Source organism: Virgibacillus sp. MG-45, assembly GCF_036409425.1.
Taxonomy (GTDB): Bacteria; Bacillota; Bacilli; order Bacillales; family Amphibacillaceae; genus LDC-1.
The window spans coordinates 67,447-86,409 of the sequence record NZ_JAXOFU010000006.1; the positions used below are offsets into that span (position 1 = coordinate 67,447).

The 18,963-nt window shown below is 38.6% G+C and carries 21 protein-coding genes; 16 read left to right on the forward strand and 5 right to left on the reverse strand.

Features of this window, described 5'->3' with window-relative positions; all coding sequences use genetic code 11:
- Nucleotides 1–448 precede the first annotated feature (448 nt).
- The 12 genes from qoxA to argF all read left to right on the forward strand — a co-directional run bounded on the left by qoxA (nt 449) and on the right by argF (nt 10,441).
- Nucleotides 449–1,363, forward strand: coding sequence for a cytochrome aa3 quinol oxidase subunit II (qoxA, locus tag SPK86_RS08235; protein WP_284140297.1), 915 nt, complete (start codon nt 449–451; stop codon nt 1,361–1,363).
- 126 nt (nt 1,364–1,489) lie between these two features.
- Nucleotides 1,490–3,445, forward strand: coding sequence for a cytochrome aa3 quinol oxidase subunit I (gene qoxB / locus SPK86_RS08240; RefSeq protein WP_284140296.1), 1,956 nt, complete (start codon nt 1,490–1,492; stop codon nt 3,443–3,445).
- Complete coding sequence (qoxC, locus tag SPK86_RS08245) at nt 3,435–4,031, forward strand: cytochrome aa3 quinol oxidase subunit III (RefSeq protein ID WP_284140295.1); 597 nt, start codon at nt 3,435–3,437, stop codon at nt 4,029–4,031. Before qoxB ends, qoxC begins: the two co-directional genes overlap by 11 nt.
- A 1-nt stretch (nt 4,032) precedes the next feature.
- A complete protein-coding gene (gene qoxD / locus SPK86_RS08250) occupies nt 4,033–4,323 on the forward strand; it encodes a cytochrome aa3 quinol oxidase subunit IV (protein WP_284140294.1) in 291 nt (96 codons plus the stop codon).
- Between the two features lie 123 nt (nt 4,324–4,446).
- Nucleotides 4,447–4,605, forward strand: a complete 159-nt coding sequence (locus SPK86_RS08255) for a hypothetical protein (RefSeq protein ID WP_330949088.1) — start codon at nt 4,447–4,449, stop codon at nt 4,603–4,605.
- A gap of 18 nt (nt 4,606–4,623) precedes the next feature.
- The gene (gene csaA, locus SPK86_RS08260; protein ID WP_284140292.1) at nt 4,624–4,953 is read left to right on the forward strand and encodes a chaperone CsaA; all 330 of its coding nucleotides are present in this window, start codon (nt 4,624–4,626) and stop codon (nt 4,951–4,953) included.
- Between the two features lie 33 nt (nt 4,954–4,986).
- Nucleotides 4,987–5,343 (forward strand): MGMT family protein, encoded by a 357-nt coding sequence (locus SPK86_RS08265; protein WP_284140291.1) that lies wholly within the window; start codon nt 4,987–4,989, stop codon nt 5,341–5,343.
- Between the two features lie 72 nt (nt 5,344–5,415).
- A complete protein-coding gene (locus SPK86_RS08270; RefSeq protein ID WP_284140290.1) occupies nt 5,416–5,784 on the forward strand; it encodes a CidA/LrgA family protein in 369 nt (122 codons plus the stop codon).
- Complete coding sequence (locus SPK86_RS08275) at nt 5,777–6,466, forward strand: LrgB family protein (RefSeq protein WP_330949089.1); 690 nt, start codon at nt 5,777–5,779, stop codon at nt 6,464–6,466. The genes SPK86_RS08270 and SPK86_RS08275 overlap by 8 nt, the downstream gene beginning before the upstream one ends.
- A 318-nt stretch (nt 6,467–6,784) precedes the next feature.
- Complete coding sequence (locus SPK86_RS08280) at nt 6,785–8,044, forward strand: argininosuccinate synthase (RefSeq protein WP_284140288.1); 1,260 nt, start codon at nt 6,785–6,787, stop codon at nt 8,042–8,044.
- Nucleotides 8,041–9,483 (forward strand): argininosuccinate lyase, encoded by a 1,443-nt coding sequence (argH, locus tag SPK86_RS08285; RefSeq protein WP_284140287.1) that lies wholly within the window; start codon nt 8,041–8,043, stop codon nt 9,481–9,483. The genes SPK86_RS08280 and argH overlap by 4 nt, the downstream gene beginning before the upstream one ends.
- Nucleotides 9,476–10,441 (forward strand): ornithine carbamoyltransferase, encoded by a 966-nt coding sequence (argF, locus tag SPK86_RS08290; protein ID WP_330949090.1) that lies wholly within the window; start codon nt 9,476–9,478, stop codon nt 10,439–10,441. The genes argH and argF overlap by 8 nt, the downstream gene beginning before the upstream one ends.
- Nucleotides 10,442–10,498: 57 nt before the next feature.
- Here argF and SPK86_RS08295 read toward each other — a convergent pair whose 3' ends face one another.
- Together SPK86_RS08295 and SPK86_RS08300 are read right to left on the reverse strand one after the other, a co-directional pair.
- Nucleotides 10,499–11,500, reverse strand: coding sequence for a M14 family zinc carboxypeptidase (locus SPK86_RS08295; protein ID WP_443089768.1), 1,002 nt, complete (start codon nt 11,498–11,500; stop codon nt 10,499–10,501).
- Between the two features lie 86 nt (nt 11,501–11,586).
- Nucleotides 11,587–13,368, reverse strand: coding sequence for a glycoside hydrolase family 3 protein (locus tag SPK86_RS08300; protein WP_330949093.1), 1,782 nt, complete (start codon nt 13,366–13,368; stop codon nt 11,587–11,589).
- A gap of 317 nt (nt 13,369–13,685) precedes the next feature.
- Between SPK86_RS08300 and SPK86_RS08305 the strand changes: the two genes are divergently transcribed.
- The 3 genes from SPK86_RS08305 (at nt 13,686) to SPK86_RS08315 (ending at nt 15,865) form a co-directional block, all read left to right on the forward strand.
- Nucleotides 13,686–13,958, forward strand: coding sequence for a hypothetical protein (locus tag SPK86_RS08305; RefSeq protein ID WP_330949094.1), 273 nt, complete (start codon nt 13,686–13,688; stop codon nt 13,956–13,958).
- Between the two features lie 441 nt (nt 13,959–14,399).
- Nucleotides 14,400–15,320, forward strand: coding sequence for a methyl-accepting chemotaxis protein (locus tag SPK86_RS08310; RefSeq protein ID WP_284140283.1), 921 nt, complete (start codon nt 14,400–14,402; stop codon nt 15,318–15,320).
- A gap of 341 nt (nt 15,321–15,661) precedes the next feature.
- A complete protein-coding gene (locus tag SPK86_RS08315) occupies nt 15,662–15,865 on the forward strand; it encodes a CDGSH iron-sulfur domain-containing protein (RefSeq protein WP_284140282.1) in 204 nt (67 codons plus the stop codon).
- Between the two features lie 52 nt (nt 15,866–15,917).
- On the opposite strand, the gene SPK86_RS08320 is transcribed toward SPK86_RS08315, so the two are convergent.
- A complete protein-coding gene (locus SPK86_RS08320) occupies nt 15,918–16,640 on the reverse strand; it encodes a hypothetical protein (RefSeq protein ID WP_330949095.1) in 723 nt (240 codons plus the stop codon).
- Complete coding sequence (locus SPK86_RS08325) at nt 16,633–17,229, reverse strand: sigma-70 family RNA polymerase sigma factor (protein WP_284140280.1); 597 nt, start codon at nt 17,227–17,229, stop codon at nt 16,633–16,635. The genes SPK86_RS08320 and SPK86_RS08325 overlap by 8 nt, the downstream gene beginning before the upstream one ends.
- A 195-nt stretch (nt 17,230–17,424) precedes the next feature.
- Between SPK86_RS08325 and SPK86_RS08330 the strand changes: the two genes are divergently transcribed.
- Complete coding sequence (locus tag SPK86_RS08330) at nt 17,425–17,574, forward strand: hypothetical protein (RefSeq protein WP_284140279.1); 150 nt, start codon at nt 17,425–17,427, stop codon at nt 17,572–17,574.
- A 111-nt stretch (nt 17,575–17,685) separates the two neighbouring features.
- Here SPK86_RS08330 and SPK86_RS08335 read toward each other — a convergent pair whose 3' ends face one another.
- Nucleotides 17,686–18,747 carry an NAD(P)/FAD-dependent oxidoreductase gene (locus SPK86_RS08335; RefSeq protein ID WP_330949096.1) on the reverse strand — a complete coding sequence of 354 codons (1,062 nt, stop codon included), beginning with the start codon at nt 18,745–18,747 and terminating at the stop codon, nt 17,686–17,688.
- Nucleotides 18,748–18,963 lie beyond the last annotated feature (216 nt).

The following is an 18,963-nucleotide window of genomic DNA, read 5'->3' on the forward strand; positions in this document are numbered from 1 at the left end:
CATTTGTAGGTTTGAAAAAAAACCTACAAATGCTTTTTTTATTTGTTTTACTGTTTTTCGTAAAGGTTTTTTCTCTTGCGGTTATTAATATAGATCTTAAACGTGAATTCCTCTAATTTCCTTCTAAATGAATAAATTGGAAGCCCATTACTAAAACACCTTAAACCATTGGTATTGCTACTTTTTTTACCGATCATGCACTATGAGTTTTTAAAATATTCTACTTCTTGTCACTAAATGTATATATTTTGATGAACTTTTTGTGACATATGTCATATTTTAATGCATTTTAGGGCAAAGGGTATTACACTGTTCAAGCTAAACCATATAACGTCTTCAATAAAATAACACATAAGACATTTTCCGAAGCAGCATATATCTGATCTTCATCGATTGGATAAATACACAGCATGTATCTACAGCTTTGAAAAGAGAAAGGGGTACCTTCATGAAAAGGAAATGGGGTTTGTTATTATTAGTTTTCACTATTGTCACAGTGCTTACAGGGTGTGACTTAATGGTGCTGGATCCTAAAGGTCCAGTTGCTGAAACACAAGCCAATGTAATAAAGTTATCGATTTGGACGATGGCTTCTATCGTATTTACAGTTATTGGACTATATATATTTATGCTCGTAAAATATCGTGCTTCTAAGGCAGATAAGGATTATAAGCCACCTCATATCGAAGGAAGCAAGCTTTTGGAGACGATTTGGATTACAATACCAGTCATTATTGTTATTTTTCTTTCAGTCGTTACGGTGAAGTCGACAAGTGAAATTGAGACAACACCGAAGGGCTATGAGGATCAAGAACCATTGGTTATCTATGCTGCATCATCAAATTGGAAATGGCACTTTAGCTATCCTGAGCAAAATATAGAAACAGTAAATTATGTTAATTTACCAATCAATCGACCGATCGAATTTAAACTATACTCTTATGGGCCGATTTCTAGCTTATGGATTCCACAGCTTGGTGGACAAAAGTATGCGATGAGCGACATGGTAAATACACTGCACTTATTAGCAGATACACCAGGGTCCTATATGGGAAGAAACGCAAACTTTAGTGGAGCTGGCTTTGCTGAAATGGAATTCGAAGCATTAGCAATGCCACAAGCGGAATTTGATAATTGGGTAGCAGATGTAAAAGGTACCGCAGAACCATTAACAGAAACAACATTTAATAAGTTGCTAGAAGACGGACATCTTGGTAGAAAAACGTATACCGGTACACATTTAACATTTTTACCTCCTCCAGAGGGAGAACATGCTGGTCATAATCATGGTAATAAAGATGAAGAAGAAAATGAACATAATAGTGAGCATGATACGTCAGCACATGATCAAGAAAAAGAATAATAGAAAAGTAGCTTTGCCTTCTACTACCAATTGGTAGGTAGGAGCTTTCGATTGAATCAAACAAATTAAAGATAAAAAGACTAATCGATGGGGATCGCTTTTTATCTAACAAAGGAGTTACACAACATGGATTACTTCTCAAGATTTGCCCCTCCACATAGTGACCCAATGATTGTGATGTCACAGTTTGCGATTGTAGGCGTTATGATCGCAATTGTAGCTGGGTTGACCTACTTTAAAAAGTGGGGGTATCTTTGGAATGAGTGGCTTACAACAGTTGATCATAAAAAAATTGGAATTATGTATGTTCTATCAGCTCTATTGATGTTATTTAGAGGTGGGGCGGATGCATTATTAATGCGTGCACAAACAGCAATTCCGGAAAATGGGCTGCTAGATGGACAGCATTATAATGAAATTTTCACAACACATGGTGTCGTTATGATTTTGTTTATGGCAATGCCATTTATCATTGGATTGATGAATGTCGTTGTTCCATTGCAAATTGGCGCTCGTGATGTTGCTTTTCCACGCTTAAATGCACTTAGCTTCTGGCTCTTCTTTTTTGGGGCGATGCTATTTAACATTTCCTTTGTGGTCGGAGGTTCTCCTGATTCAGGATGGACTGCTTATTTTCCGTTGGCAGGAAATGAGTTTAGTCAAAGTGTAGGAACAAATTATTATGCAATTGCCATTCAAATTGCCGGGATTGGAACATTGATGACGGGAATTAACTTTATCGTTACGATTCTGAAAATGCGTGCACCGGGAATGACAATGATGAAGATGCCAATGTTTACATGGTCTGTTTTCATCACGAACATTATTATTGTGTTTGCCTTCCCAGTATTAACTGTAGCACTAGCATTGATGACAATGGATCGTCTTTTTGGTACAAACTTCTTTACAATGGCAAATGGCGGAATGGATATGCTTTGGGCAAACCTGTTCTGGGTTTGGGGACATCCAGAAGTATATATCGTTGTTCTCCCAGCGTTTGGAATTTACAGTGAAATTATCTCAACCTTTGCCCGTAGAAATCTTTATGGGTATAAGTCAATGGTATTCAGTATGGTGGCAATTTCGGCCCTTTCCTTTGTTGTATGGGCACACCATTTCTACACAATGGGCCATGGCGTAATGGTAAATAGTATCTTCTCGATTACGACAATGGCGATTGCTGTGCCTACTGGTGTAAAAATGTTTAACTGGCTATTTACGCTTTATAAAGGAAAAATCGAATTTAAAACACCAATGCTATGGGCCATGGCATTTATCCCGATTTTTCTTATCGGCGGGGTAACAGGCGTTATGCTAGCAATGGCAAGTGCCGATTACCAATATCATAATACAATGTTCTTAGTGGCGCATTTCCACTATGTGCTAATTCCTGGTACGGTATTTGCTGTACTGGCTGGTTTTACGTATTGGTGGCCAAAGATTTTCGGCTTCAGCTTAAGTGAAAAAATTGGAAAATGGTCATTCTGGTTTATTGCGATTAGCTTTAACCTTGCATTTTTCCCAATGTTTATTACTGGTTTAAATGGACAGGCAAGAAGAATGTATACGTACTCGGAGTCGACTGGATTTGGACCGTTGAACCTACTGTCCTTTGTTGGTGCTGCAGGGCTGGCAATTGGCTTTGCCTTAATCGTCTACAATATTTATTGGAGTACACGTTATGCACCAAGACATGTTACAGAAGATCCGTGGAATGCTAGATCGCTAGAATGGGCAACACATAGTCCTGTTCCTGAATATAACTTTGCTATCACTCCAACTGTTTCTTCAACAGAAGCATTTTGGGATGCTAAAGAGCATGGTAAACCATTATTCCAAGGAAGCTATGAAAAAATTCATATGCCAAACAATAGTGGTGCACCATTCATCATGGGCGTAATCTTCTTTGTTTTCGGGTTTAGCATGGTATTCAGTATGTGGACCTTGGCGATTATTTCTGCAATAGGTATCTTTGTCTTTATGGCGCTTCGTTCATTCGAAAAAGACCATGGACATTATATTTCCGTAGAAGAAGTTATGGAAACAGAAAAGAAATGCGAGGTGCTAAAAAATGAAAATTGACCACTCGCTTCCAAGTGAATATAGTACAGAAGAAAACCAATTGAAAATATTAGGGTTCTGGATTTTTCTAGGAGCAGAAATTGCGTTATTTGCAACATTGTTTGCAACCTACTTTACATTAGTGGACCGAACAGGGAATGGACCTACTGGTAGCGAAATTTTTGAACTATCACCGGTGTTAATTGAGACATTCGTTCTTTTAACAAGTAGCTTTACGATTGGTCTTGGAATTCATGCAATGCGATTAGGCAATAAAAAGGCAATGATGTCATTTTTCATCATTACGTTATTGCTAGGAGCAGGCTTCCTTGCAGTGGAAGTTTATGAATTCATCCACTATGTACATGTTGGTGCTGGAATACAAGTTAGTGCCTTTACTTCTATCTTATTGACACTACTTGGAACACACGGTGCTCACGTAACATTAGGGTTATTTTGGGGAATAATGATCCTCATTCAGGTGAAAAAGCGCGGGCTCACGCCTGAAACAACGAATAAGTCATTTATTTTCTCGCTTTACTGGCATTTCCTAGACGTTGTTTGGATTTTCATTTTCAGCTTCGTCTATTTGAAAGGAATGATGTAGAATGAGTTTAAAAGAACTTTTTCCTATCAAGCATGTCATGGGATTCGTATTTTCACTCATTTTAACAGTTGTGGCTTTATCTGTTTTAATGTTTGATCTTAGTCCAAAAACAGGTGTCATTATTTTACTCGTGACCGCATTCATGCAAGCGAGTATCCAACTCGTCATGTTTATGCATGCCGGAGAGTCCGAGGATAAACATTCGATTTATACAAATGTTTTGTATGCACTTTTCATCGCACTTGTTACCATTTTTGGAACATTGCTGACGATGATTTGGGGATATCAATAATAGAGAGTAGGCTCCTTCTAGTGAAGGGGCTTGTTTTCTTTTTTCTCCTAGTTTAGATGCTTAATGGGAAAGCGGAATATGGTATAGTTAATATATATTGGAAGGTGAAGGGAGGAAGCTATTTTGCATACATGGCTTTATACGATTTATGCAATCGTTCTTGGAGCACTTTCGTTTTTTACAGGTGAGATTGTCACCTTTGTGATGCTAGGGTTTATTTTGCTTACGTTGAGTAATATTAATCATAATCTAAAGAAGCTTGTTCATAGTAAAGGAAAATAGAAGCTAGGAGGCTATTATATGGCAACGTTCGACGATTTTACAAAATTAGATTTACGGATCGGAACAATTGTAGAAGCGGCGCCTTTTCCTGAGGCAAAAAAGGCAGCTATCAAGCTGAAAATCGATTTCGGCGAGCTTGGAGTAAAACAGTCGTCTGCACAAATCACAAATCGATATGAGCCAGAACAGCTTGTTGGGAGACAAATTGCTGCTGTCGTTAACTTTCCACCACTTCGAATAGCAGGGTTCAAGTCAGAAGTACTAGTTTTAGGCGGTGTTCCTGAGGAAGGCGATGTCGTATTATTAAATATTGACGAACAAGTTGAAAATGGAACGCGAATTTCCTAGTATTGTTTTTCTTCGGGGTAGGAGGTTCACAGAGTGAAAGCGGAAAGTTCAACGTTAACTCCTTTTACAAAACGTGTGCTAACAATTATTAATCAAATTCCAATTGGCCATGTTATGGCGTATGGACAGGTTGCTGCGGCGGCTGGCAACCCGCGAGCAGCGAGACAGGTCGCTCGGATTTTACATTCTATGAGTGATAAATATCAGCTTCCATGGCATCGCGTTTTAAATAAAACAGGCAAGATCTCATTACGTGGTGAAGCAGCAACTAGACAACGGCGACTATTAGAGCAAGAAGGCATCGTAATAAATGAACAAAATCAAGTTAAGATGGCAGCTTATCAATATATTCCAAAAGAAAATGCATTTGATCTTGGGGAATATATTTAGGAAGAACCGTTTTTGTTTTGAGAAGCGTAATAAGTATAGAGAAAGCAAAGAAAGGACTGTGAATTTACAACAATGACATACATTCGCATCATGGTTCATATTGCCGCCTTGTACGGCATTTTTTGGATAGGAAATACGATACAACATCTTTTTCATTTGTTCATCCCTGGAAGTATAATTGGGATGGTTTTTCTTTTTATACTATTATCCACGAACATAATTGATGTTCGTTGGGTGGAAGCCGGTATGCAATTCATGGTTAAGCACTTATCCTTCTTTTTTATTCCAGCAACAGTAGGTATTATCTCTTATTTTCATTTGTTTAATGGAAAAGGAGCTTGGTTAATTGCGATTGTACTCGTAAGTACGGTGCTTGTTATGGCGGGGTCAAGTCTTGTTAGTCAATGGCTCATTCGCAGAAAGGAGATGCGCCATGGTTAACCTATTGTATGGATTGTTGGCAATTGGCTTTACAATTGTGAGCTATCTAATCGCCGTCAAGGTACATCGGAAGTTTGGCTTGCCATTTACCGTACCTGTATTAATATCAACCGTAATCATTGTTACCGTTTTACTACTTTTTCACATTCCATATGAGACATATATGGTTGGGGGACATTGGATTAATGAGTTATTAGGACCAGCAGTTGTTGCGCTTGCATATCCATTATATGTCCAACGGAAGCTGTTGAAAGATCTACTTGGTCCGATTTTGATTGGAACAACTGTTGGAGCAATAGTTGGTGTAACAACAGGTATCTTACTTGCAAAGTGGGCAGGCTTTGAAGAGGTAATTATTCTTTCTTTAGCACCGAAGTCTGTTACAACGCCAGTTGCAATGGTAATTGCCCAAGCAGAAGGTGGTGCATTTGCGCTTGCAGCAGTATTTGTTATGATAGCTGGAATAGGTGGTGCTATCCTCAGCTCCATCGTATTTAAGCTATTTAACATTGAGCATGATCTTGGAAGAGGAGTTGGACTTGGCTGTGCATCGCATGCGATTGGCACAGCAAGAGCATTAGAATCTAGTGCTTTACAAGGATCGGTTAGCTCCATAGCGATGGTAATGAGTGCGGTAATCGTATCAATTATTACCCCTGGATTAGTAACTGTTTTATTGTAAATAGGAGTTGCTAGATTAAAACAATTTTTTATTAAATGTCTTTACTGAGTAGTTGAAATAGGTGAGACACCTAAAAAAAGAAGATCGCTTTTTCTACGGACAATGTATCACTGCTGAAGCGCTCCTTGTCCCGGTGGAAAAAGCGATCTTATTTGCCTGTCTTTGATACAAATGCTCCTGTTTTGTCTCATCTTCTCAAAATAGAAATAAAAGCAAGGACTTTTCTCCTGTTTTTTAGTGAAGGGTTGAATTTCTATACATATTAATGCATAATAATACGAAAATGTGTATAGATATACAGGAAAGGGAGTGGCAAAGATGGAAAAAGAAAAAATTGTATTGGCGTATTCTGGTGGGCTAGACACTTCAGTTGCAATTAAATGGCTTCAGGAAAATTACCATTATGAAGTTATTGCAGTCGCTATTGATGTTGGAGAAGGCAAGGATTTAGAGACTATAAAGAAAAAAGCAATCGAAATAGGAGCAATAAAATCATATGTTATCGATGCGAAAAAGCTATTTGCTGAGGGGTATGTATTACCTGCATTACAAGCAAATGCACTGTATGAGGGGAAATATCCTTTAATATCTGCTTTATCTCGTCCATTGATTGCGAAACTTCTCGTTGGTATTGCTAAAAAAGAGGGTGCAATAGCTGTTGCGCATGGCTGTACTGGCAAGGGGAATGATCAAGTACGTTTTGATGTGGCATTTTCAGCCCTTCATCCTGAATTGAAGATTGTAGCGCCTGTAAGAGAGTGGGCAATGTCTAGAGAAACGGAAATAGCGTATGCAAAAGAGCGAGGGATTGCAATTCCAGTCGATATCGATAACCCGTTTAGTATCGATCAAAATCTATGGGGCCGCAGTAATGAATGCGGGATTCTAGAAGATCCATGGATAGAGCCGCCTCAAGAAGCATTTGAATTAACAGTAGATCCACTTAAAGCCCCTGATATACCTGAAATCGTAGAGATTTCTTTTCAGCAAGGAAAGCCAGTTGCGTTGAACAGTGAAGCACTACCTTTAGAAGAATTGATCTTAACGTTAAATAAAATCGCTGGAAAGCACGGGGTAGGACGAATTGATCATGTTGAAAATCGTCTCGTCGGTATTAAGTCTAGAGAAGTGTATGAAGCGCCAGCAGCAACTACATTAATTGCCGCACATCAGGAGCTAGAGGCCTTAACACTTACTCGAGAAGTTGCTGCTTTTAAGCCATTGATTGAGCAAAAATTTGCGCAAGTAGTGTATGACGGATTGTGGTATTCCCCATTAATGAACGCACTAAGTAGTTTTCTGGAGGAAACGCAAAAAACAGTGACAGGAAAAGTACGCGTAAAATTGTTTAAAGGCAATATCCAAGTAATTGGTCGTTCTTCCGAGAATTCACTATACGATTTTGGGCTTGCCACATATCAATCTGAGGATAGCTTCGATCATAAAGCCGCAACAGGGTTTATTAAGCTTTGGGGGATGCCAACAAAGGTACATACAAAAGTAAATGACTCGCTAGCAACGAACAGTATCGAAGATTTAGAAACATTTATTGCTGTGAAGGAAGCGGTGAAAGAATGAAGTTATGGGGAGGAAGATTTACTAAATCAACGAATCAGCTTGTCGATGAATATACAGCATCCATCTCTTTTGATCAGCAATTAGCAAAGCACGATATAGAAGGAAGTCTTGCTCATGTAGAAATGCTACAGAGGTGTGAAATTATTACAATAGAGGAAGCTGACCAAATCAAGCAGGGATTAGAAACTATCGCGCAAAAAATTGATGCTGGAGAAGTAGCGTGGAGTGAAGAACAGGAAGATATTCATATGAATATTGAAAAGCTGTTAATGGATGAAATAGGCGGTGTAGGAGGAAAACTTCACACTGCTCGAAGTAGGAATGACCAGGTTGTACTTGATATGCGTTTATACTTACGTGAGCAACTATTGGAGTTAATTGAAATGCTTGTCCAGCTTCAACACGCATTAGTGATCCAAGCAGAAAATCATTTAGAAACGCTAATGCCAGGCTATACGCATTTACAGCGTGCCCAGCCAGTGTTGCTCTCACATCATTTCATGGCATATGTGTTTATGCTTCAGCGTGATATTGAAAGGTTAATGGATAGCTGGAAGCGAATTAACCGCTCACCATTAGGAGCAGGTGCACTTGCAGGGACTTCACTTCCCATTGATCGACAATTCGTTGCCGACGTATTAGGATTCGAAGAAATTACAGAAAACAGTCTTGATACAGTTAGTGATCGTGACTTTGTTGTTGAATTTCTAGCAACTGCATCGCTAGGGATGATGCATTTATCTCGCTTATGTGAAGAGCTCGTGCTATGGTCGAGTGTAGAATTTTCCTTTATTGAATTAGATGATGCTTTTTGTACAGGAAGCAGTATGATGCCACAAAAGAAAAATCCAGACGTTGCTGAGCTTGTTAGAGGAAAAAGTGGTCGTGTCTATGGTCATCTCATCGGTCTTTTAACCATGCTAAAAGGGCTTCCGCTCGCATATAACAAAGATATGCAGGAGGATAAGGAAGGTATGTTTGATACAATTGCAACCTGGAAAGGAGCTTTAGAATTATTCGCCCCAATGATTCGTTCGATGAGGGTAAATGAGGAAGCAATGAAACTAGCGGTACAGCAGGATTATTCAAATGCGACAGATTTTGCTGACTATCTCGTACAAAAAGGAATGCCATTTCGTGAATCGCATGCCGTTGCGGGTCAGGTCGTGCTATATTGTATCGAGAACAAGAAGTATCTTTTAGATCTTACGTTAGAAGACATGCAATCCTTTTCCAATCTGATTGAAGCGGATGTTTTTGATGTATTACAGCCGGAGAGAATCATTCATGCACGGAATATTGCAGGTGGTACGGCAAGCTGTCGGGTCAACGATCAAATGCAGATAATGAAAGAGAATATGATGAAGAGTAAAGTGTGGTTAGGCGAAAAGAAAGCGACAATCTCAGCAAAAAGGAGTGTGTTACTATCCGATGGCTAGTTTTCCTGAGGAAATCATGTTAGGTAGTTTATTATCAGGGAGAGACTTTTTAACACTTGCTGATTTTTCTAAGGAAGAAATTCATTACTTGCTTGATCTTGCGCAAGAATTGAAGCGGAAACAACTTCTTGATAATTCACCACAACCTCTAAAAGGCAAGACACTTGGAATGCTATTTGAAAAAGCATCAACAAGAACGCGAATTTCCTTTGAAGCGGGTATGTATCAGCTTGGAGGAAATGCTATATTTTTGCGAACGGAAGACCTCCAGCTTGCAAGAGGAGAAGCTATTTCCGATACTGCTCGTGTACTTTCAAGTTATTTGGACGGAATTATGATTCGAGCAAATTCACACGAGGATGTGAAAGTTTTTGCAAAGCAAGCATCAATTCCAGTAATTAATGGATTAACCGATATGTATCATCCTTGTCAAGTGTTGGCAGATTTGTTGACAATAAAAGAAATAAAAGGGACGTTTATAGATCAAAAACTTGTATTTATTGGTGATGGTAATAATATGGCTCATTCATTAATGCTTGGTGCTGCCCAAATGGGAATGTCCAATACGATTGTTACTCCAAAAGGATATGAGCCTAACGAGGTAATTGTGAAGGAATCTGTTTCAATTGCGCATCAAAATCAAGGAAATGTGGAAGTAACGAATTGCCCACGCACCGCTGTTCAAGATGCAGACATTCTATATACTGATGTATGGACGAGTATGGGACAAGAAGCAGAACAGGTAGAGCGAGCAGCAGCTTTTTCCGCGTATCAAGTGGATTCAGCACTTGTTTTACAAGCTAAAAAAGATGCAATCTTTATGCATTGCCTTCCTGCTCATCGTGGAGAAGAGGTAACAGCATCTGTAATAGATGGCTTGCAGTCAGTTGTTTTTCAGCAAGCAGAGAATAGGCTGCATGCTCAAAAGGCATTACTAACAGCCATAATTGGCAAGTGAAAATTACACGCCAGTTGGTTTAGGACCTAACTGGCGTGCAATACATGAAGAAGCTTATTATTCGGTTGGCCTTCTATTTTGCGTTTCAAGTGTATCCCAGAAAGAAATATCTTTTTGTTGAATCGATTGATCCGCAATTGCTTTAGCGGTTTCTTCCATCGTTAGCACTGTTTGCTTTATAAGGTATCCATTACTTTTTTGCCCGAGAATATAGGAGTCACGATAATGATCAGCCATTCCACGAACCTCAAATAAAAGTGTTGCAATACCATATTCTACCGCAATACCATTACGGCTAATTGTTTCAGCAGATCCGCCCGCGTATTTTGCGAGGTGCCCCCAGCCTTTTGGTTGTATGGCATCATATACGACTGCACCAAGCTGTTTTGATTTTAATAAAACATCGGCAGCAACATTTTCAGTTGTCGGATGAAGAATAGAGCCAGAAACGAGCTGTTCATCTCTTTCGCTTTGTGTTGCCTGATGATGTAAATCAATCATATAATCAATGTCATATTTACCTAGCACCTGCTCGTGAAGTGCGCTTGTTTCAGGTTGAATGCGATCAACATGATCACGGTTCAAGTCTACTTCATTGGCATTATAACGTGTCATATGACGGTCGCCATCTGCAATATAGTCATCTAATGAGAAGTTCACATCTCCCATAGCTCCATCGGGATTGAGCATCGGAACGATTAAAATATTTACGCCATCAAGCATGTCCTTCATTTTACCAGAACCCATTTGCTTAATAAAATCAAGTGCAGCCTCGGTATTTAAAGCTTCATTTCCGTGCTGCTGTGTTAGAAATAAGATGGTCGGATTAGCAGGGTTTTTCATATATTTTACTAAATATAAGTCACGGTTCTTAACGGATTGACCGATCACTTCTAGCTCCATTGCTTCCTGCTTTTTTTCTTGCTTTTTTAGAAAGCTAGCCATTTCAGAATGTGTATGGAATATTGAAGTTTGAATGGCTTCATTTCCTCCATAGTTTGGTCCGTTTCCTACAGCGTGAATTGCCGGAGAACCAGCTATCGATGTTCCGAGAACCATTGTACCTATTAGTGCAATCTTTATTAATTTATTCTTCAAATGTATTTCCTCCTTATATTCTAACGGAATGTTTATTTAACTAGTCTTTAATAGCTTAATGAATGGCCGTAGTTGTAAAGCCCTGGAATTGTAACAGGGAGCTTTCCTTGTGGATTTATTTCCCCAGCTAGGATACGAGCCAATGCTTGGACAGATACATCCTTGTTGCCGTACGTTGCAACATATGCATTCACTTCTGGAAATGCCATGACATCATAAGGATTGTTCATTGCAATCGCAATAACGGGCTTTCCGGTATCCATTAGTGCCTTGACAAGTCTTTCTTGGGCGCCATTTGTGTTGGCACGATAAGTTGGTGCGATAATGACATCCGCTGATTCTGACAGCCTTGCAGCTTCTTCAATCTCTGTTGCTGTCGGTGAAGTACTTGTTGAAAAACTACTTGCTTCAAATCCCTTATTTTGCAATTCAACGGTTAGTGATACTGGTGCACCAGCAGAAGGACCAGCAACGAATAATGCTTGGTCTTGCTGTAGCGGAAGAAGCCCACCACTGTTTTTAACAAGTGTAATACTTTCATTCGCAATATTCATCGCTTCTTGTAAATGCTCTTCAGAACCGATGTTGTCTATTGCATCTTCATCGACAAACGGATCACCAAATAACCCTTTTTCCATTTTTGCTTTTAAAATACGATACACCGATTCATCTACACGTCTTTCACTAATTTCACCGGACGTTACCGCCTCGACCATCGAACGGTATGCAACTTCTACATTCGGAGGGTTGAGCAATATATCATTACCAGCTTTAAACGCTTCAACAGCAACTCGATCTTCAGGAACAACGTTCGCTCCAGACATGCCGAGACTATCCGTAATAATTAACCCATCAAAGTCCATTTCTTCTCGGAGTAGATCAGTTAAAATGGGCTTCGATAATGTAGCAGGTAAGCCAGAATCATCTAAGGCAGGTACGACAATATGTGCTGTCATTATTGCTTCTATGCCAGCATCGATTGCTGCTTGAAAAGGCTTTAAATCTACATTGTATAATGTTTCTAAATCATGATTGATAATCGGAAGTCCATAATGAGAATCAACAGCAGTATCTCCATGACCAGGAAAATGCTTCGCTGACGGAATTAGCTTTTTATCTTGGTAGGCTTGTACCTGTGCTACCGTCATGTCTGAGACAAGATCTGGATCCTCGGAAAAGGACCTTACACCGATAACAGGATTAGCTGGATTCATATTCACATCTGCCACAGGAGCAAAATTCATATTTATTCCTAAGCTATAAAGCTCATCACCCATAATGCCTGCAGCATTTGCAGCTTTATCAGTCGATCGTGTAGCACCTAAAGCCATATTTCCAGGGAAAACAGTTCCTGGACTTGTCACACGTTGAACAATGCCACCCTCTTGATCTGTAGAAACAAAGAGTGGGATTGGCATTCGCTGGTCTGTCGCTATTTCTTGTAGTCCATTTGATAAATCCTGCACTTGCTCAGCATCCAAGGGCATCCCTATATTGTCTGTCCAATTAAAATAGATCACACCACCAAGATGGTATTTTTCAATCGCTTCTTTAAAATTTTTAGCTCCACGATTCATTTGGAGGTTTTTCGCTTCATAATTTGGATCTTCTGGAGTTTGCCCATACATATGAATGATAAATAATTGTCCAATTTTTTCTTCCAACGTCATATGCTTTATTTTACTTGTTATCCAACCATGTTTTGCTTTTTCACCATCTCCCCAGCCTGGCTTTGTTCCATCATCCCATCCTTTTGCAGGAACAATTGCTGGAAAGAAGAGCATTAGAAAGATAATACTGAATACAAAAACTGTTCGTGTCATCTTCATGGAAATCACTCCTTGTCCAATTATTTGCTGTAATTAACCGCAACTTATAAAGCGCTTACAAAAAATATCACCTCCAAAAAACCTTCTACTTCCCACAGTCTCATCGTATCCATTTCCTATCTGTTCGTATATAGTCCGTTAGATGTGAAAGCAACAATAAGCAAAAGTTTCTACTACCTCTTTCCTGCATCCTTCTACCGATTTTTTGACGAGGAAATAGCACCATATACATTTCGCTCTATGACACCTTTTGAAATAGGTCGAAATGGTGGATAAAAACTAAACGATTGTATGGGATAGATTGGAGGAATGAATAAATGGAAGAAAAAGAGAAATATCTTTTAGATCTTACGTTAGAAGACATGCAATCCTTTTCCAATCTGATTGAAGCGGATGTTTTTGATGTGTTACAGCTAGAGAGAATCATTCATGCAAGGAATATTGTAGGTGGTACGGCAAGCTGTCGGGTTAACGATCATATGCAGATAATGAAAGAGAATATGACGAAGAGTAAAGTATGGTTAGGCGAAAAGAAAGCGACGATCTCAACAAAAAGGAGTGTGTTACTATCCAATACAAACTTTGTGTGAAATACATACGTTACAGCATTTAGGCTATACAAATGTCTACAATGTTTCTGGTTCATATTTAGGAATATGTACGAATACTTTAATGACCAAACGACAGAGAAAAAATCGTTATAGCATATAATTTTAACTGATTAGAACGACCATTAAACCTCTCATGTGAAGCGCTATTTCATATGAGAGGTTTTTTGTTGACGGTTAGGATTGCGTGATAAACCAAGTTAAAATAACAATACTAACTCACCACTCATATCTAGGTATCCTGAGCTTCGTGTTTTACTTTTCTGTTTGTTTCAACATTGTGTCTTATATTTTTTGCTGTCATAATTATATCAAAATGATTACGAGGTTTATAAAAGAAAAAATAGGGTATAAAGTACTGAATCTGTGTGCAAGACATTTAACGTCAATCACCGGTTTATATATATCGAGGAGGATAAACATATGGACATATCACGGTTCAAAACAGGTGAGGATGTTACAGATCAACATGTTGTTAAAGCATTAGAGGAGAATTTATCGATGGTTCGTTTTGATCGGGATCGTCGGATTGCTTATGTCAATGAAGTATTCTCTGAAACGTTTGGCTATAACCGTTCAGAGCTTATGAACATGCCTCATAAGGCGTTATGCTTTGATGATTTTTCAAATAGTCATGAATACAATCGCTTTTGGCAAAGTTTATTTTCAGGAAAGAGCTTTCAAGACAAAATAGAGCGGCGCAATAAAGCTGGCGAACGGGTATGGCTAGAGGCGACCTATATGCCCATTTATAACGACGCTCATACAGAGATCATTGGTGTGTTCAAGGTTGCTACGAATATTACGGAAAGGTTTAATACGCTATCAGAGGTCGCGACACATTTAGAAGACATGTCCAGTACGTTAAATGATAAAGCAGAGGAAGGGATTGAACGTTCAGAGTCCCTATTAGCTGCAATTGATCATATTACAAATGTATCGAAGACAAATACAGAGATGCTACATGAACTTCAAAATGAGGCACGCTCCATTAGCAAGGTTGTTGAAACTGTTCGGAAAATAGCATCCCAGACTAATTTGCTTTCATTAAATGCTGCCATTGAAGCAGCACGTGCTGGAGAACATGGTCTTGGTTTCAGTGTTGTTGCAGATGAGGTACGTAAGTTATCGAATCATGTTGATCAGTCAATTATTGAAATTCGTGATACAGCTGAAAAGATTATGACGAACATTCATGCCATAAGTGAAGGCACACAAGCCGTTCAATCGCAGGTTGGAGATGGACAGAAGCTCGTTCACATTACGGTAGATGATTTTAAGAATTTTAACCGCTCTTCGAAAGAGCTAGAAGCGCAAGCAAAGCAATTTTCCAAACTGCTGTAACATGATTTTTGTCATTACTTCATGTAAGCCCCTTTTGTAACAAGGAACCGTTGCAAGGGGCCATTTACTTTTTTATATAATTATACAAACACGATTCAATCAGATTAGTTAAGGAAACGATTTGCCTATGAGGGCAATAACTCTATCGTTACGTTGCTATTATTTTGGCGATGCATTTTGTAATACCGAGGGTACTGATAATGAAAGGAAGGACAACGCGATGTTTTTGACGAGGAAATAGCATCATATACAATTCGCTCTATGACACCTTTTGAAATAGGTCGAAATGGTGTATGATAAAAACTAAACGATTGTATGGGATGGATTGGAGGAATGAACAAATGGAAGAAAAGGCACAATTAAAAGTCCTTGATAATGGATCAATTCGTGTATCTGGAAATGTAGAGTTAGTTGATGCAGAAGGAAATGTATTTGAAACAAAAAAAGCTTTTTCGCTTTGTCGATGTGGCCATTCTGAGAATAAGCCCTTTTGTGATGGAACACATAAGAAAATTGGTTTTGAAAGTAGTCCACGAGCAGAATAGAGTTGAAGAAACCGTATTGCCTTCCTAGCAATACGGTTTCTTTATCGTTAAGTTATTCGCTTTGATCGATTTCAAGTTCTATTCGTGATGCTTTTTCAGAATAGAAATACGTGATAGCTGTTATGTTAATGTTCCTTTCTTTATTCTCTAAGCCCGGCTTCATTTGATACATTGCCTCTACTTTTTCTTGCTCCTTAAAATACAGTGGAATTTGCTTCACATTATCTGAAGTCGCTATTGGAATGTCAGGAATTGCTTGCTCGGATACGTTGAATTGGAGCTTCTCCTGCCTGTATTGGAATTCCCCAGACAATCGTGTGTTTCCAGAAAAAAGAATTGTCGTTTGTCCTTTTTCTCGTTGCACTTCTGTTACCGTCATTCCACTATATACATCGCCAAACTGGATTGTTTCAGGGTTAAATATGTTGGAGACGTCATCAAAACGTTTCTCTTCACTTGACTCATCCTGCATGATACCCAATTCAGCATCATTTTTTTCCAATTCCTGTTCCATTTGCTCGTTTTCATTTGACATGCTTTTTGCATTATCCTCCGTACTAAGCTGTAATGGAATATTCGTAATAACGAAGCCAATAAAGATGGCAAAGGCAGTAATTCCGACAGTTAATAAAGCTTTAGGATAAAACGCTTTATTCTTTGACTTTGACTGGGTAGCTTTAATCTTTTGGAATACATTCTGCTTATCTTCTTCTGTAAAAGCTACAGGGAGATTATTTTCATAATGTGCTTTTAATTGTTTTATATTTTTATTCATTACTCTCACCTCTATTCATGGACAAGAGGGCTTTCAATTTCTCGCGACCACGGTTTAGTCTTGTTCGTACGGTAGCGTCATTTAATTCTAGAATTTGGCTTATTTCCTTTGTTGCTAGCTCCTTAAAATAAAACAGAATAATCACTTCTCTATATTTAACGGGTAAGTCCATTACTTGTTCAAAAAGCTTACTTTGTTCATCCTGCTGAATGGTTACCTGTTCAGGAGTTTCCATGTTTTTCGTTCGGCTTTCTTCTCCTACAATGGATAGTTTTTCTTTGAGACGTTGGTTTCGGTAATGCCAGCTTCTTAAGTAGTCCTTACATTTATTAATGGCAATCGCGTAAATCCAACTTCGGAGAGTAGATTTCCCTTGAAACATGTGTAATTTTTGATAAACGGTTACAAATACTTCCTGTGTAACATCATCTGTATCTGCGCCGTTTTTTAAATACGTAAAAATTAATCGTTTTATTTCATCGCCATACGTGTTCATGATGACTTCAATCGCCTCGATGGGATCATGAATACTCATGATGTGTTTGTCTCGTTCATCGTATGATGGATGGAAAGCTTTCGAGTGGCCCACTCTTTATTTCCTCCTCATCGTAAAATCATATATAAGACGTAATTAATTAAAAAGATGTTTCATCAATCTAAGTAAGCGCAGCTTTTTGACATGTTAGCTAAGCCAAACCTTCATGATAGAGCATAAAAATGTTGCGAATAAAGGGATATAAAAGATACACACTATTAAATGAACAAAAAGGAAGGGAGGTATTGTATGGTCAATAAGGAAAAGAAATTTAATAATCAATTTAAAGATAATCAACATCATGGAGAGCATCGTAATGGAAGGTTAAGTCCCTTTAAAAATTCCAATTCGCAAGGCGAAGGGGAAATGAATGAATATGTTAGTCAGAAAAAGAAGTAAAAAGGGTGTTGATCACTTGTCTCTTCGAACGATTATAAGTGGTCAACACTCCTTTTACAGAGGCTAAAAATAATAAATGTTACGTTGTTTTCTTCCATTTATTGCGCTTTTTTAATGCCGCTTACTTAACCATAATACGCCAGATTTCGCGAGTCTTGGTAAAAATCCCGTAAATGGCTGCTGGAACATGTTCCCGAATCCATCAGATCTCCCTAATGATCCAAGTGTTCCTTTTAATTTAATCTCTTTTGGTTTTTTGGGCTCTCTGTTGTGGATTACTGCATATAACACATCCGCAATTTGCTCACCTTGTAGTCCAGCAAGCTGTCCACTAGGTGAGTGTTCGGAGGAAGCACAGTCACCCAAAACATAAATGTTCGATTTTGAAGGAACTTGATAAAAATCATTAACGATAATTTTTTCATGGACATCTTTTTCAAAAGGAAGAGCTCGTACTAATCGATGAGGCTGGACACCTGCCGTCCAGATTGTAACATCATTTACATAACAAACCCCATTGTTACAAACGCCATCTTTTTCAACGTACTCGACATTAGCATGGTGTAATACTTCAACATCATTTTTTAAGAACCAGTCAGATACATGTGCTTGAATGCGTGCATCAAAGGCGCGAAGAACGGAAGAACCACGATCCAATAAGCGGATGTTCAAATCTTTTCTACTTTCTCTTATTTCAGAAGCGACTTCAATCCCACTTAAACCTGCACCAACGATTGTAACCTTGCCATAAGCCTTTAAATTACAGACAGATAGCCCTGTATGACGCGCTTTCGAAAAAGATTGTACACTTTCTGTAAATTGGTCTGCACCTTGAACTCCATGAAAATTATCCTCACAGCCTAGTCCAACCACAAGATAATCAAAGTTCAATACAGTGCTCGTATCCGTAAATAATAGCTGATTGTTCTCCGAGTCTATTTTTTTAACCTCGTGATAAAAATACGTAATTCGATCGCTCTCTGGAAAGTCCATCCGCACATCTTTTTCTGCAGCGGTTCCAGCGGCAATGGTGAAAAATTCGGTTTTTAAGGAATGATATGGATTTTTATCCACCAAGATAATTTGAACATCATCAGGTAACTCTTTGTTGATCAGTCCTAATGCAACCTTAATACCGCCATATCCCCCGCCTAAAATCACTAGATTTTTCATGAAAGATCCCCCATCCCTGTGAAATGAATATCCGATTTATTTACGGGCATTTAGTTGTGTGAAGTCACCATATAAAGAGTAACAAACTTCATAACAGAACACTAGAAAAATAAGCAATTTAAGTTAATTGAGGGGGATTAAAACAATGAAAAGGGAGCATCGTATGTAGAGAAGGATTGGTTGAAAAATGGAAACAATTAATATATATTTACATGT

What these genes read in the sequence shown, in the direction of transcription:
- SPK86_RS08280 (WP_284140288.1), top strand. Translation starts at nt 6,785, where the DNA reads ATGGAAAAAGAAAAAATTGTATTGGCGTATTCTGGTGGGCTAGACACT.
- qoxB (WP_284140296.1), top strand. Translation starts at nt 1,490, where the DNA reads ATGGATTACTTCTCAAGATTTGCCCCTCCACATAGTGACCCAATGATT.
- csaA (WP_284140292.1), top strand. Translation starts at nt 4,624, where the DNA reads ATGGCAACGTTCGACGATTTTACAAAATTAGATTTACGGATCGGAACA.
- argF (WP_330949090.1), top strand. Translation starts at nt 9,476, where the DNA reads ATGGCTAGTTTTCCTGAGGAAATCATGTTAGGTAGTTTATTATCAGGG.
- qoxD (WP_284140294.1), top strand. Translation starts at nt 4,033, where the DNA reads ATGAGTTTAAAAGAACTTTTTCCTATCAAGCATGTCATGGGATTCGTA.
- argH (WP_284140287.1), top strand. Translation starts at nt 8,041, where the DNA reads ATGAAGTTATGGGGAGGAAGATTTACTAAATCAACGAATCAGCTTGTC.
- SPK86_RS08335 (WP_330949096.1), bottom strand. Translation starts at nt 18,747, where the DNA reads ATGAAAAATCTAGTGATTTTAGGCGGGGGATATGGCGGTATTAAGGTT.
- SPK86_RS08275 (WP_330949089.1), top strand. Translation starts at nt 5,777, where the DNA reads ATGGTTAACCTATTGTATGGATTGTTGGCAATTGGCTTTACAATTGTG.
- SPK86_RS08315 (WP_284140282.1), top strand. Translation starts at nt 15,662, where the DNA reads ATGGAAGAAAAGGCACAATTAAAAGTCCTTGATAATGGATCAATTCGT.
- qoxA (WP_284140297.1), top strand. Translation starts at nt 449, where the DNA reads ATGAAAAGGAAATGGGGTTTGTTATTATTAGTTTTCACTATTGTCACA.
- SPK86_RS08270 (WP_284140290.1), top strand. Translation starts at nt 5,416, where the DNA reads ATGACATACATTCGCATCATGGTTCATATTGCCGCCTTGTACGGCATT.
- SPK86_RS08305 (WP_330949094.1), top strand. Translation starts at nt 13,686, where the DNA reads ATGGAAGAAAAAGAGAAATATCTTTTAGATCTTACGTTAGAAGACATG.
- SPK86_RS08330 (WP_284140279.1), top strand. Translation starts at nt 17,425, where the DNA reads ATGGTCAATAAGGAAAAGAAATTTAATAATCAATTTAAAGATAATCAA.
- SPK86_RS08310 (WP_284140283.1), top strand. Translation starts at nt 14,400, where the DNA reads ATGGACATATCACGGTTCAAAACAGGTGAGGATGTTACAGATCAACAT.
- SPK86_RS08320 (WP_330949095.1), bottom strand. Translation starts at nt 16,640, where the DNA reads ATGAATAAAAATATAAAACAATTAAAAGCACATTATGAAAATAATCTC.
- SPK86_RS08295 (WP_443089768.1), bottom strand. Translation starts at nt 11,500, where the DNA reads ATGGTTCTCGGAACATCGATAGCTGGTTCTCCGGCAATTCACGCTGTA.
- SPK86_RS08300 (WP_330949093.1), bottom strand. Translation starts at nt 13,368, where the DNA reads ATGAAGATGACACGAACAGTTTTTGTATTCAGTATTATCTTTCTAATG.
- qoxC (WP_284140295.1), top strand. Translation starts at nt 3,435, where the DNA reads ATGAAAATTGACCACTCGCTTCCAAGTGAATATAGTACAGAAGAAAAC.